This window comes from Streptomyces sp. NPDC005423 (assembly GCF_040606415.1).
Classification (GTDB): domain Bacteria; phylum Actinomycetota; class Actinomycetes; order Streptomycetales; family Streptomycetaceae; genus Streptomyces.
This window is the reverse complement of the sequence record NZ_JBEXET010000001.1, coordinates 174793-186990: the sequence shown is the minus strand read 5'-3', so window position 1 is coordinate 186990 and position 12198 is coordinate 174793. Positions and strand designations below refer to the sequence as shown.

At 65.7% G+C, this 12198-nt stretch carries 11 protein-coding genes; 1 reads left to right on the top strand and 10 read right to left on the bottom strand.

Going from position 1 to position 12198, the window contains the following annotated elements; all coding sequences use genetic code 11:
* Positions 1-66: 66 nt before the first annotated feature.
* Complete coding sequence (locus ABZT12_RS00840; protein ID WP_356375084.1) at positions 67-1677, bottom strand: tyrosine-type recombinase/integrase; 1611 nt, start codon at positions 1675-1677, stop codon at positions 67-69.
* The gene (locus ABZT12_RS00835; RefSeq protein WP_356375082.1) at positions 1674-2336 is read right to left on the bottom strand and encodes a helix-turn-helix transcriptional regulator; all 663 of its coding nucleotides are present in this window, start codon (positions 2334-2336) and stop codon (positions 1674-1676) included. The genes ABZT12_RS00840 and ABZT12_RS00835 overlap by 4 nt, the downstream gene beginning before the upstream one ends.
* A 91-nt stretch (positions 2337-2427) precedes the next feature.
* On the opposite strand from ABZT12_RS00835, the gene ABZT12_RS00830 reads away from it, so the two are divergent.
* Positions 2428-2718 carry a hypothetical protein gene (locus ABZT12_RS00830; RefSeq protein ID WP_356375079.1) on the top strand — a complete coding sequence of 97 codons (291 nt, stop codon included), beginning with the start codon at positions 2428-2430 and terminating at the stop codon, positions 2716-2718.
* A 272-nt stretch (positions 2719-2990) separates the two neighbouring features.
* Here ABZT12_RS00830 and ABZT12_RS00825 read toward each other — a convergent pair whose 3' ends face one another.
* The 8 genes from ABZT12_RS00825 to ABZT12_RS00790 form a co-directional block, all read right to left on the bottom strand.
* Complete coding sequence (locus ABZT12_RS00825) at positions 2991-4556, bottom strand: carbamoyltransferase C-terminal domain-containing protein (RefSeq protein ID WP_356375076.1); 1566 nt, start codon at positions 4554-4556, stop codon at positions 2991-2993.
* Positions 4557-4674: 118 nt separating this feature from the next.
* Positions 4675-6090 carry a tyrosine--tRNA ligase gene (tyrS, locus tag ABZT12_RS00820; RefSeq protein ID WP_356375074.1) on the bottom strand — a complete coding sequence of 472 codons (1416 nt, stop codon included), beginning with the start codon at positions 6088-6090 and terminating at the stop codon, positions 4675-4677.
* Positions 6091-6170: 80 nt separating this feature from the next.
* On the bottom strand, positions 6171-7205 hold the full coding sequence (locus tag ABZT12_RS00815) for a hypothetical protein (protein WP_356375071.1): 1035 nt from the start codon (positions 7203-7205) through the stop codon (positions 6171-6173).
* 18 nt (positions 7206-7223) lie between these two features.
* Entirely contained in the window at positions 7224-8237 is a 1014-nt protein-coding gene (locus ABZT12_RS00810; RefSeq protein ID WP_356375068.1) for an alcohol dehydrogenase catalytic domain-containing protein, read from the bottom strand.
* Positions 8234-8977: an HAD family hydrolase gene (locus ABZT12_RS00805; protein WP_356375065.1), complete on the bottom strand. Its 744-nt coding sequence runs from the start codon at positions 8975-8977 to the stop codon at positions 8234-8236. The genes ABZT12_RS00810 and ABZT12_RS00805 overlap by 4 nt, the downstream gene beginning before the upstream one ends.
* Positions 8974-9915 carry a glycosyltransferase family 2 protein gene (locus ABZT12_RS00800; protein ID WP_356375062.1) on the bottom strand — a complete coding sequence of 314 codons (942 nt, stop codon included), beginning with the start codon at positions 9913-9915 and terminating at the stop codon, positions 8974-8976. Before ABZT12_RS00800 ends, ABZT12_RS00805 begins: the two co-directional genes overlap by 4 nt.
* Positions 9906-10988, bottom strand: a complete 1083-nt coding sequence (locus ABZT12_RS00795) for a hypothetical protein (protein WP_356375059.1) — start codon at positions 10986-10988, stop codon at positions 9906-9908. The genes ABZT12_RS00800 and ABZT12_RS00795 overlap by 10 nt, the downstream gene beginning before the upstream one ends.
* Positions 10988-12187, bottom strand: a complete 1200-nt coding sequence (locus tag ABZT12_RS00790) for a glycosyltransferase (protein ID WP_356375056.1) — start codon at positions 12185-12187, stop codon at positions 10988-10990. The genes ABZT12_RS00795 and ABZT12_RS00790 overlap by 1 nt, the downstream gene beginning before the upstream one ends.
* Positions 12188-12198 lie beyond the last annotated feature (11 nt).

The window sequence follows — 12198 nt, the reverse complement described above, 5'->3', positions numbered from 1 at the left end:
GAGATGGCAACGAGAGAGCCCCGGTCAGCGAGATGCTGACCGGGGCCTGATGTTTGGCTGGAGCGCTTACGCGCTCTGGCCGTCGGCCGTATCCGCGTGGCCATGGGGGCGCTTCGGTGGGGCCATGCCCGGCATCGGCCGGGGCGGCTCCGCCGCACGGGGTTTGCTGCCCCGGGTGCGGGCTCGGGGGACGAGCTTGATGACGGCTTCGGCTGCGGCGCGGGCGAGGTCGTCGAGAACGGCCTGGTAGATGTCCCGGGTGATGCGGGTGTCGGAGTGGCCAAGGGTGTCGGAGACGACCTTGATGTCGATTCCGGCGGCGAGCATGAGGGTGGCGGCGCCGTGGCGCAGGTCGTGGAGGCGGACCGGGGGCAGTCCGGCGGTGGCCACCAGGCGCTCGAACAGGTCGGAAACCTTGCCGGGGTGGAGCCAGGAGCCGTCCTCCTGGGTGAAGATGCGCCCGGTCAGCTTCCAGGCGGAACCCCACTGAGCGCGCTCGCCGGCCTGCCGCTTCTTGTGCTCGCGAAGGTAGGCGATGGACTCCTCGTCCAATGCGATGGTGCGTATGCCTGAGTTCGTCTTGGGGGCGCCTTCGGTGATTTCCCAGCCGTCCTGGACGAGCTGGGTTGCCACGGCGAGCGAGGAGTCCGCCCAGTTGAGGTCCATCCACCGCAGCCCGCAGGCTTCACCGCGCCGAAGTCCCCGGAACGCGATGAGGTGCCACAGGCCGTAGAGGCGGTCATCGGCGATGAAGTCGAGGAAACGGCCGGTCTGTTCCGGGGTCCAGACCATGACCGGGGAGGGCTTGGTGCCGGTGGCCTGCCAGTGGGCGAGGCGCTCGTCGGTCCACACCAGCGCCTTGGGCTTGGCGCCGGGCTCGACTTCGACGTGCTCGGCCGGGTTGAAGTTCGGCATCGCCTGCTGGGCGATGGCAACGTTCAGCGCGGCGCGCAGGGTGGCCTTGATGTGCTGCTGGGTGCTGGCCCCGGTGACCCGGCGGAAGGGCGGCATGGCCTGGATCGACTCCTGGAGCGCGGCGCGCTGGGCCCGGCCGTCCGCGCCCTTGCGCGAGGTTGCCCTGAGCTGCGTGATGGCGGCCCGCCGCTGTGCGTTCTGCTCGCTGATCTCGATGTTGGCCTCGTTGACGGCGTCGAACATCTTGTCCAGGTGGTGCACCCGGAGCTTGTCCAGACGCAGCTCGCCCAGGTGCGGCTTGAGGTGTACGCGCACGTCCAGCTCGTAGCGCTTGAGTCCGGTCGGCCGCAGCCGCTTGCGGCCCGCGAGCCACAGGTCGAGCCACTCGGCGACGGTGGTCTTCGCGTTGAGGGTCTGCCCGGTGGTGAACCGGCGCCGGGTCTCGTCGTAGTCGGGTAGCGGCTCCTTGCTCCGGGCGCAGGATTCCAGCAGATCGCTGATGAGCATCAGTCCGGCGGGGTCGTCCTCGTCGGGTATGGCCAGCAGTGCCCGGATCTTGTCCAGTTCCTCGGATGCCTTCGTGGCGCTGGGAAAGCCCGAGCGGCGGTACTCGCGCCGGGTACCGTCCTGGCGGGCGGGCAACTCGTGGCGTACGGCATAGGTGCCGTGACGCTTGCTGGCGAACTTCGGGCACGCCTTGCCGTAGTTCTTCCCGGTCTTCGGGTCGCGGCAGGAACACCGCCGGGTGGTCGTGCCACTCATTGAAGGCCGTCCTCCGGCTGGGTCTGTGTTTCGGGCTGGTCGACGAAGGTGATCTCGTCGGGAAGGGCCGGGGGTACGAGGGAGCGTTCACGCATCCGGGCGCGGAAGGCGCGCAGTTCCTGGCAGTCCTCGAAGGCGTGCTCTTCGTAGCCTTCGGCGCGCTGCAGGAGGGTGGCTCGGCGGGTCCGGTCCAAGGTGGTGCTCGCCGCTCGCCGCCGTTCCTTAGCCAGGGCGGTGGAGGCCGTGGCTGCGGCCACCAGGTCGCCGTGGTTGCGGAAGACGTCGAGGACTTCGCGGGCGGTGCCCTCGGGGTTGGGGTGAGTCGAGGGGGTCTCGCCGGTGAACCAAGCGAGCGCGTCCCAGGTTGATACCTCGCGCCCAGGCAGGACCTCCACGGTGGCGGAGGTGCCGAGCGGAAAGAGGAGGGTCACAGGCGGGACGCCGAGGACGTCGGCCAGGACGACGAAGTCGGCGATCGTCATGCTCGCCTTACGGCCGGACTCCAGGTTCTTCACGGACTGCTCGGTGATCTCCGTCAAACCGCGGTCGGCGCAGCCATGAGCGACATCGCCCATGGTGAGGCCGGCGGCCCTACGCGCCTCTCGCATCCCCTGGACGACGCGAGCGGTGAACGCCGTCGGCCATTGATCAGGTTTCATGGATGCACTTTAGATCGGTAAAAGGTGCTGCCGCAACTCCGTGATACATCTATGACACCACTGCGGCACTAATAGGCCCCGGGAGGGCATCATGAAGGCACCTGACGCTTCCCGTGAGACGCGAGCGCTCACGAGCGACGAACTGCTTGCTCTCCCGGCGGTCATCGACCTCGACACCGCGAACCGAGCGCTGATGATCGGCCGCTCCACCGGATACGGGCTCGCCAAGCAGGGGGAGTATCCGGTCAAGGTGTTGCGGCTTGGGAACGCCTATCGGGTGGTGACGGCCGATCTGCTGAAGTTGCTCGGGCTGGAGCGCCAACACTCAGAGGGCGGCCATCCTGGGCACGCGGTCGGCGAGCCTCACTGCCTGTGCGCTTAACCGTTGATGTAGCAACGGACCGAGGCTGAGCGCTCTCGCCGCGGTGAACCAGACGATCAACGAGCAGTCGTTACTCGGAGAGATCGTTTTCTCCCGCCCGAAGTCACCTCGTCGGTCACACTGGTGCGCTTCAGCCTCTGGAGCGGTGCGAGATTCACATCGGCCGCCGGGCGTATGGGGTCGAAGGCCATCTCCAGGAGTGCCGCGCCGACGAACGGCTGCAGCCTGCCGACGTTACCCATCGCCGCTGCGGCCATCTGAACGGCACACCTTCACACCCCTGGGCGCCTCTGGAACCACTGGTCGCCGACGACCATGTCGTGGATGCCTCGTGCTTCGCAGTAGCGCACGAGGTCCGACATCCGGTTGATGAATCCGTGGCCGTTGAAGTTGAGGGAGGTGTTGCACAGGACACCGACGCCGTGTTCGGCTGCGAAGGCGGAGAGCAGGGTGTGAAGTTCCCGATTGCTGTTTCGGCTGACGGTTTGGACCCTGGCGGATCCATCCACGTGCGTGACGGCCTGGACGGTCGAGGAACGCCTGACCTTGCGGAAGTACAGCATGTAGGGATCTTCGAAGGCTCCGTCGAAGACCGTGTCGACGTCCTCGATTCGGCAGCACGGTGCGATGGGGCGGTAGGTCTCGCGCTGCTTGATGGTGTTGAGGAGGTCTTTGGTGTCCTGCCGAAACGGCTCGGCCAGCAGCGAGCGGTTGCCCAGTGCACGGGGCCCGATCTCCCAGCGGCCCTGGACCCAGGCCACCACGCGTCCTTGGCCGAGGGCTTGTGCCAGTGCTCGATGATCGAGTGAGGTGCGCTGCCACAGGGCCGGGTCTGGCCGTGTGTCGTGGACGAAGTCCAGTCCGCTGTACACGTTCCAGTCGATGTAGGGGTCGCCGGTCATGGTGGTGAGCGCATCGATCGCGGTGCCGATGGCTGAACCGGAGTCGTTGGTGCAGGGAGGGACGAACACCGAGGAGAAGTGGCCGAGGTTGGCCCACTCGGCGTTCCAGTCGCAGTTGAGCCCGCAGCCGCCCGAGATGCGCAGGGGAGTGCCAGCCGGTAGGTGTTCGCGGGCCGCGTCTGCGAACAAGGCGAAGATCCGCTGGGTGAGAAGGGCGGCGGCCGTTTTGGTCACTTGGGACTCAACGCCGGCGTTGTACAGCGCGCAGTCGCGGAAGTCCTTCTTGGGGGCCGGGTACACACTGTCGGTCTTCAGCAGCCGGTCCACGGTGGCGCTGATGTCCGCGTCGGCGTCCTCGGGATTGGCGTAGGCCGCCAGGGCCATGAGTTTTCCGGCGTCGTTCAGCCGGGGCAGCGCACCCTCGTCGGGGAAGCTCGGGTCGGCGAGGGCGAACAGGAAGGAGAAGCGGCCTCCGGGCTCGGTGAGCACGGGTATGTGCTTGACGACCTTGAAATGCTGGTCGACGAGGTAGAAGGCACCGGTGTCTCCTTCCCATACGAGGACGGTCTGCAGTGGGTGTTCGCCCCGCGGTGCCATACCGAGGGCCATCATGAGGTGGGAGCGCTCGTGTGAGGAGCTGAAGAGGCGCACCTCCTTGCCGAAGAACCGCATCGGGCGCTGGGTGAGGGCGTCGAGCCCGTCGTAGCCGGCGCCGATCGAGCGATGCCGCATGGCCCCCTGCTCACGCCATCCTCCGAGGGCCACGACGTCGGGCAGCTGGTCGACGTGTTCGGCGATGTCCAGGATGGTGTTGACGTTCACGGCTGCGTAGCGTCCGAAGGAGTCCTTCTCGGACTCCAGGGAGTACAGCAGCTGCCGGTCGCGGATCACCGCGACGGTCCCGTCGTGGCCTGGCTTGAGCGCGAATACCAACACTTCGGACTTCCCCTCCAGAATGCGACTGGGACGGGGCGTGTTTGTGCATCGTTGGATGCATAAACACGCCCCACTGGTGCCTGATGCGTGGAGCTGGTTTCGGCGCGGCTGCTCTGCGCTACACGCCTTCGATCTTGGCCACCTTGCGGCCGACCTTGAGGTAGACGGTGTCAGAGACTCCTACCAGGTCAGCGGCGGAGAGGGCGGCGGTCACGGTCTCGTGCAGAGGACGGACGATGTCGTCTTCCGACAGGTTCACCGTCCGTTGGCCCTCCTCGGTCTCCACTACGACGCGCAGACCGTTCTGCTTGGCAAGGCGGCGGCCCGCGGACATGCTGGGCGTGAACTCCAGGACCTGGGTCAGTACGGCGCCCACCGACTCGCCGCCGTGCGAAGCATCCACCACGGGCAGCGACTCGACGTCGCTGAAGCTGCGCTTGGAGAACTGGGAGGTGAAGTGCCGACGGGCGGCAGCCGCTGCCTCGCGGCCGTGCACAGCTGCGACGGCTTCGCCGGCGAGAACCTTCTTCAGGTCCATCGGATGCAGGGTCTTGTTCTCGATCCGGGCGACAGCGGCGTCCACCTCGGCGTCGGTCCACTCAGTCCATGCCTTGAGGTACGGCACAGTCAGCCGGTCCGGAATCGACATGATCTTGCCGAAGATGTCGTCTGAGGCGGCAGTCAAAGGGATGTAGTTTCCCTTGCTCTTGCTCATCTTGGCACCGGTGCCATCGGTGCCTTCGATCAGCGGCATGCTGATGACCAGCTGCGGCTTCTGGCCGGCGATCTCCATGACCTTGCGCCCCATCTGCATGTTGAGCAGCTGGTCGACGCCGCCAAGCTCGATGTCCGCGTGGATCTTCTCGGAGTCGATCGCCATGACTACGGCGTAGATGAACTCCGACATCGCCAGACCCTGGCCCTCGGCGAGGCGGGTTCGGAAGTCCTCTCGCTGCAACGACATCGATACGGGGATCTGAGACAGCACCCCGATCAGCTCAGGCAGTCGGATCTCGGCAAGCCACTCGCTGTTGTGGCGGAAGTCCGCTCGCTGGAAGTCGAAGAACGGTGCCACCTGGTTCCGGTAGGTGGCCAGGTTCTTGGCGATGTCCTCGTCTGTCAGCGGAGGCCGCTCGTCGGACCGGCCGGAGGGGTCGCCGATCTTCGCGGTGATGTCACCGATGATGAGCACAACGTGGTGTCCCATCCTCTGGAACCGGCTGAGGATGATCATCGGGACGGTGTGGCCGAGGTGGACATCGGCGGAGGTGGGATCGATGCCGAGCTTGACCCGCAGCGGCCTCCCCTCGCTCCTGGCCACGTCAATGGCCGAAGTCAGAGAGTCCAGCGAGGGCAGAATGCCGACGGTTCGGCCGGCGATCAGCTCAGCCTGCTCCTTGGGACTGAGGTCGGACAGGTCAAGCTGACGCCTGGCGCTGGTCTCGGCCAGAAGGTCCTCGACGGTCTTGTCAGAGGAGAGGTCCTGCGCGAGTAGCTCAAGGGCTCGCGCTTCGGATTCGCCAAGGCGTGTCATGGGGTTCCTGTATGGATCGAAGGCTCGCTCATAGGACGGGCGGAGTATACCTGAGGGAACGTGTCCGATGCTGGCGTTTTTCATGGCCACAGCTCTTTAACGTGCACCAGAAAATCCGCGAATTTTCTCTTCTCCGAATTCCATCGGTGATTGTTCTCGGCGCAGTCTTGATGGATGCGCATGAGATCCTCGTGGGGGCAGTAGGTCATCTGATGCATCAGTTGGAAAACGGGCGACGACGCAGGGTCTTGACAATTATCGTCCTGGACGAGCCGGAGGATTTCGTCGTTCGGCGTTTCGACGCTGATCCCTGACCCCGGGATGCTCTTCGAGAACTTCGGGTGGCCGTTGAACCCCGAGTTAAGTCGAGCGTACAGGGCGGCCAAAGTGAAGCCGCCACTCAAGGGTGCGTCGTCATCGAATCGGCGGGCCACCTCCTGCGCGAATCGTACGTATTTGTGCTCGTCGACACCCAGGAGCACCAGGACGGCTTCGTGGGTCTGGCCCAAGGTGACGAAGTCGGAGGCCATCAGGGCAAGCGAGAGGCGGCGGCGAAAGGTCATGGTCGCGTCCACGATGCCGCGTGCGACGTAGTAAGCGTGGTTGTCCTCCTCTGCGGTCAGGAAGTCGTTCTCCTGGGTGTATCGCCCGAGCAGGTACATGTTGGTCAGGGCTTCACTATGGTCTCGCTGGTTGCGGAGGATTCCGTTCGAATCGTCGAATCCCAGACGTTGCGCGAAGAGACGGAAGCGTTCGGACAGCTCACTGGTGAACTCGTAGGACCGTCCGCGACCGTTGTAGGCGTCGAGATCTCCCAAAACGATCTGGCACTTCTCTCCGCCGTTTTGCAGGCGCACCATCTTCATGATGTGAGAGGCGGTTGCCATGTGGGGTGGTCCGGACATTCCGAATCCCGTCGTAACGATTCGGCTACTCGTGGATGCGGCTGTATAGAGGTCGGCCGCATGATGGCACAGATAGCGGAGGTTCAATTCATTCTGGCTCAACCCGGCCAGGTCGAAGTCGAACCTCTGGAGATCGAAGGGACTGTATCCGTATTCCTTGACGATGCTCCGGTAGTAGTCCTCGGAGAACAGTACGGGTTTGGCGGTCATGGTCTCTCCTCGGCGAGGTCATGCGGGCGAAGTCGCTTCGGCAACGAGTACGGCTTTGATCGGTCGAATGCTCGTACCGGTGGTGACGGCCGCGACAGCCGAAGGCAGGGAGCGGAGCGGGAATCGGCACCGGACCAGCGGGTCAGCCCACGCCGGGCGCTGGGCAAGCACCTGCAGGGCCTCCGGGAGGTCGCCGGTGCCGTGTTGGCGGCAGTAGCTGAACGATCCGGTGATGGTGATCGACCGGCGGAAGACGTTCCGCAGGTCGTGGTGCAGGCGCACGCCCGGATCGTAGGCGTTCTGTACGAGGACAGTGCCGCCGTCGCGGACAAGGGACAAGGCGGCGTCGAGAGGGCGGTCGTCCCGGCCACTCGCGGCGTCCACCACGGCCTCGAATCCGTTCCTTGGGGCCTCGTGGAGGGACGTGAAGGTGGCGTCTATGTGATCGGCCACGGCGGTCAGCTTGCCGGCGTTGCGGACGAGTACGGTGACTGACCAGCCCTGGGAGGCGGCGTAAGCCGCGCTGCAGAGAGCGAGCGGGCCGGAGCCGACGACGGCAAGGTTTCCAGGGTGATGGTGCGACAAGCCGCAGCGGACGCCATGGATAGCGACCGCGAGGGCGTCTGCGAGGACGGCCTGCGCGGGGTCGGCCCCCTCGGGCAGAGGCAGTACGTTGCGGCGGGGTGCAACGACGAACTCTGCGAATCCTCCGGGCAGGTCCCAGCCCAGCCGAAGAATGGCCGGGCAGAGATGGATCGCTCCCGTCGCGCAGCTCGCGCAACTGTCGCAGGGGACAAGGGGATCGATCACCACAAGAGGGCCGGAGGGGGCATTGAGGTCCCAGCCGACGACTTCATGGCCTGGGCGCCAGGCGTGACCAGGCGTGGGAATAGGCGACTTGGTGATCTTGGCCAGGTCGCTTCCACACACACCTGAGAACGCCACTTTGACCAGCGTCTGGTCCGGCTGCGGTTCCGGGCGTGCCAGGCGTGACCACGACAGGGCGCCCTCGCGCACTTCCCATGCCTTCATACATCCCCTTCCTTCGGTCGTTGTGGTGCTCGCGAGACCGGCATGAAGGCAAGTAGTTGTTCGACGCCGCTGATGGAAGGGCCGTGCCAGGGCTTGTCGCCGAAGGCAATGGTTGAGGGGCCGCCTCTGCGTTCGACGCGAACCGGGGTCAGGCCGGCGGCGGTCGCTCCGCGCAGTTCGTCGCCCCCGCCGTCTCCGCAGTACATCGTGTCCTGTGGCGCGACGCCGAGTTGTCCCGTCACCGCGCGGTAGAGGCTGATGCTCGGTTTGACGGCTCCCGCGCGGCAACTGAAGACCGCGACATCAACGGATTCGCTTAGCGTTGAGTCCTGCCATGCCTCGGCGATGTCGGCGGACGCGTCGCTGAGCACCGCGATCCGGAGACCGCGCCCGCGTAACGTCCGCAGGACGGCAACTACGTCGGGGGACGCAGAGAGCCGGGCGGTGGCCAGCCGCAGGAGGATGGTGCACAGGTCCTGCGGAGTTGGCGTGCTTTCGCCGCAGCGCTGCCAGAGATGGTCGCTGAGCGAGTCGAGCGTCGGCAACCGTCCATCATGGCGTTCGGCCCAACTGTCGATGTACGCCTGCTCAATGACGGCGGCGGGTACCGCGGTGGCCGCAGCTATCGTCTCGGCCGCCTGGAGTCGTTGCGCTCGTGTCGGCGCGTCGACCAGTGTCCCGAACAGGTCGAGCACCAGAGCCTGTGGATACGCGAGGGGGCCGGGCGAAGGGATGGTCACGGCTCCTCCTGCGGTGACGGGGCCATGCGGACGCAGGGGCGGCCGGTCAGCACGCTGTGAATGCTGGGGCCCCGGTCGCGGTAGTTTCGACCTGCCAGCACGGTCGACGCCAGTTCGCGCAGCAGCGGCCCCCAGGCCGCTCGCCGACGGCCTCGTTGCAGGGCTGCTTCTACCTCGTGGGCTCGGGCCTCGGCCCGGTAGTGCCATGTCAGCCGACGTAGCGCACTCCGACTGGCCCACGGGGGAGGGGTGACCCGAAGGCCGGCGAGGCGGACTGCGATTTCGCCGCAGACATCCGCCATGTATTCCTGGTGGACACCAGGGGTGGCTCGATCGGTCATGTTGTCGCCGTGTACCCGGTAGAACGTCAGAGGGTGCGTCATCCGGGCACCGAGACCGAGGTCGTCGAGTACGTGGAAGAACTTCTCGTTCGTCACCGGCAGCAGTTTCAGGGCAGCAGCACGGTCGACGATGATGGTGCTCGTGTTGCCACCCGGGTGGGGATCGGGCACCAGAGGGCTGCCGTCACCATCGACAACGTGCTCCCAGTGCTGCACGAGCATGGCGCCGGTGCGGAGATAGCCGGACGCGGTACGGAGCTTGGCCGGCGCGAACCAGTCATCGGCGTCCAGGAAAGCCACCCAGTCGCCACGGCAGTGCCGGACGCTCTCCGTCAGTGTCGCCGCAAACCCACGGTGCGGCTGAGTGATCACCCGGATTCGAGAGCCGAATTCGGCACACACCTCCAACGTCCGGTCGGTCGATCCGTCGTCCAGGACGACGATCTCTTCCAGACGGTAGTCGCCGGGCTCCTGCGCCAGGCAGCTCTCTACGGCCTGGCCCAGGAAGTGGGCGTAGTTGTGGCTGAGGACGCACACCGAAATATTGGGGAGCGTGTTGCCGACGGCCTTGGCGTTCACTGCGAGATCTACGTCCATGGGCGTGTGTAGACCTCCAGATAGGTGGCCATGATCGCCGCATGCTCCTCGATCCGGTGCTCGCTGAACTCCTTTGACGGAGCGAGACGATGCCCCTTGCGGAGGCGCTCGGCCGCCTCGTCCAGCGAGGTGAGGAATCGGGCTCCGTAGGCGTACTCCGCCCCGTCGGACCAGTCGAACCACACAGGCTCGTCGATTACTCCCGTATGACAGCGGTACTGATCGCGGAGGTAGCCCACAGCGGAGGCCACCGGCACCAGTCCGAGGTCGAAGGCGAGTTCCAACTGTCCCGAGTGCGATCCCCATCGATACGGCAGGATCAGGGCGTCGCATCCCGACGCCGTCTCCGCCACCTCCTCATCAGTGGGGAAGGGCAGGACATCTACCTGGAGTCGAGGCTCAGCTACGGCCGTAGCGAGCAGCACGGCCCAATGGTCGTGTTCCTGCTGCAAGTTGATGTAGCCCCGCGCCCTGAGCAGCATCGAAAGGGAGGTGTCGTGCTGATGGCGGCCGAAGCGCCAGTTGTACAGCACCGTAGTGATGTCGCGGTTGTCCCGCAGGGAGCCGAACAGAAAGTACCGCGCATGCCCACTGCCCGGAGGCCGGTGACGGGGAACGGCATTGGGCGGGACGACGTACCCGTGCGGGATCGTGACGGTTTCCACCTGGTTGCCGAACCGTCTGCGTATCTCGGCCCCTGACGCCTCGGTCAGGCAGACGAAGGGGACGCGTGCGTTCACCAGGGCGCGCAGTTTGCGGTGGTAGTCGATTCTGCCGCTGAAGACGGGGCTGATGTCATGGGCAGTGAAGATCACGCGTCGGCGGAATCGGGCGCATTCTGACAGGACGGACTTAAGAGTCGGCAGGTCGTCGAACTCGACGTGGTGCAGATGCAGAACGTCGAACCAGTTGAAGGGTCTGTGTTCGAGCAGCCATCGCAGTGACATGTCCCGAGGCACTGCTTCAGTGCCGTGCGGTGCAGTGCCGTTGACGATTTCGACATGCTCGCTCGTGAGTTTGCGGGCATACGGAGTGCGGGCGGGCGCATGCACCACTTTCGTCCGGCTACCCATCACGTCCTCCGGGCGAGGGAAAGGACCCCGGCAGCGACATCGCTCGCCGACGGGAAACCGGGCATCGGGCCGGACAAGCGGCGGGCGTGCTCCTGGTGGGCAGGGGAAGACAGCACGGTGTCGACGGCCGTAGCGACAGCGTCCGGTTTGGGCGGCCATGCGACGGTGAGTCCACACCCGGCCTCTTGTGCGGCTGCCGCCACATAGTGCTGGTCGCGGGCACGAGGCACGGTGACGAGCGGCTTGCCGAACCACAACGCCTTGCTGGTGATCCCATACCCAGAGGTCGTGACCACCGCGTCCACCGACGGCAGCACGTCGGCGTGCGGGTAATAGCCCAGCACCGTGGCGTTGCGTGGAATCCCGACGCCGAGAGGGTGGTCCGCCGAGACGGTCACCAAGATTTCCATGTCCGTGTCCGCGAGCCCTTCCAGGGACGCGCGTACGAGGTCGACATCGTCCTGCCAGGCGCTGCTGTTGGCCACCAGGACACGGGAACGCCCTCCGAAAGCCGTACTCGCGCTGGCGGCTGCAGAAGCCAGCCCGGGCTCGTCCCACGGGGGCAGCGAGGTCCGGGTGACGAAGTGCGGTAGTGGGCGAGTGCCCCGGCGAAGGTGCGGATGGCCGAGGAGGAAGGTGCGTTGCGGAGACATCCGGAACCACGGTGCCTCTTGCCGCTCCCTCGGTTCAGGGCCGAGACCGACCGCCGCCCGGACTCCGTTCCACCAAGCGGAGTACGCCTCGATCTCTGGGACGCTGGTCTTCTCCCACCAGATGCGGTGCATCGCATCGGTCTCGGCACCTTCGTCGAACAGGTAGTGCACGTAGGAGGCCCAGGGGACGCCTAGATGTTCAGCGGCAAGGCCGGCACCGATGACGAAGGAGTCAACCAGCAGGACGTCAGGGCGGAACAGCCGTGTGGCTCGTTCGATCTCGGCGTACTCGGAGGCCACCCGGTGATGGAACCAACTGGTGCCGCCGGCAGGGCCCAGACCGTGCTGGTCGCGTCCCTCGGCGCGGGACCAGTCATAGGTGATGCTGGACTCATAGGCCATGAAGCGCGTGCCAAGCGTGTCAGCGAGAGGTTTCAAGCTCGGCAGGCCCAGAAGCATTGTGTCCGTACTCAGGCCTCCCAGCGCCTGCACTGCCGGAACGATCGGATAGAGGCTGCCTCGCTGCGCGTACGGAATCCACAACACGCGAGGACGAT

Bases quoted from the DNA above. Each gene is read 5' to 3' on its own strand.
- ABZT12_RS00840 (WP_356375084.1), bottom strand. From the start codon at position 1,677: ATGAGTGGCACGACCACCCGGCGGTGTTCCTGCCGCGACCCGAAGACC.
- ABZT12_RS00835 (WP_356375082.1), bottom strand. From the start codon at position 2,336: ATGAAACCTGATCAATGGCCGACGGCGTTCACCGCTCGCGTCGTCCAG.
- ABZT12_RS00830 (WP_356375079.1), top strand. From the start codon at position 2,428: ATGAAGGCACCTGACGCTTCCCGTGAGACGCGAGCGCTCACGAGCGAC.
- tyrS (WP_356375074.1), bottom strand. From the start codon at position 6,090: ATGACACGCCTTGGCGAATCCGAAGCGCGAGCCCTTGAGCTACTCGCG.
- ABZT12_RS00815 (WP_356375071.1), bottom strand. From the start codon at position 7,205: ATGACCGCCAAACCCGTACTGTTCTCCGAGGACTACTACCGGAGCATC.
- ABZT12_RS00810 (WP_356375068.1), bottom strand. From the start codon at position 8,237: ATGAAGGCATGGGAAGTGCGCGAGGGCGCCCTGTCGTGGTCACGCCTG.
- ABZT12_RS00800 (WP_356375062.1), bottom strand. From the start codon at position 9,915: ATGGACGTAGATCTCGCAGTGAACGCCAAGGCCGTCGGCAACACGCTC.
- ABZT12_RS00795 (WP_356375059.1), bottom strand. From the start codon at position 10,988: ATGGGTAGCCGGACGAAAGTGGTGCATGCGCCCGCCCGCACTCCGTAT.